We start from the raw sequence: 695 nt of genomic DNA on the forward strand, positions 1-695 counted from the left end.
GCCGCCCCGGTTTCCAGTGTCATGGACTCCCCGGCGGCGATATAAATCCCGCTCAGGTTGTCCACCCCTTCCCCGCCCACATAAAGCCCCCGGTCGGTTTGAACCAGTACAGACTGGCGCGTGTTGTCCGCCTCAATCAGTTGGGTACTCACCGCCGGGTCTAACGTGGTTGCGGCACTGACCAGCCCATCACTGCTTGCGACCGCAACCAGCCCGCTGACCTGCTGCACCTGCGGCAAATTACCGACAGTGACTTGACCATTCACGGTCTGCACTTCGGGCAGGTTGGTGATCGCCACTTCTCCGCGCACCGCCTGCACTTCAGGCAAATTGCCTACGGTGATCTTTCCGCTCACAGGCTGCACCGCGGGCCAGTTGCCAATGGACACCGGGGCCGAAAACGACACGGGCACCGTCTGCTGAATGGCATCAATGGTCACGGGTTCACGGATGCTGTGTACCTCCACCGCGCCACTGATTGCCACCGCGTCAGACTGGGTGTTCACCGGAATATCGGTGAGCTGATATTTCAACGTGACCGCCGTCGGATGGTGGTTGTACAGCTCGATGGTTTCGAAGCCACCCAACGGCACCACATCATTTTTCTTCAGCTCGGTGCCGACTTCCCGGTTCTGGGTTTTCGCCAGCAAGGTGACGGTATGGGAGCAGTCACGAATGAGCAGGTACTGACTGAC

Annotated in this window: 1 protein-coding gene; it reads right to left on the reverse strand. The window is 59.6% G+C overall.

Annotation, left to right across the window (positions count from 1 at the left end; all coding sequences use genetic code 11):
• On the reverse strand, positions 1-695 hold a 695-nt coding region (locus Q4579_RS22990), incomplete at both ends, for a hypothetical protein (RefSeq protein ID WP_303567282.1).

This window comes from Photobacterium sp. 1_MG-2023 (assembly GCF_030547945.1).
GTDB lineage: Bacteria > Pseudomonadota > Gammaproteobacteria > Enterobacterales > Vibrionaceae > Photobacterium.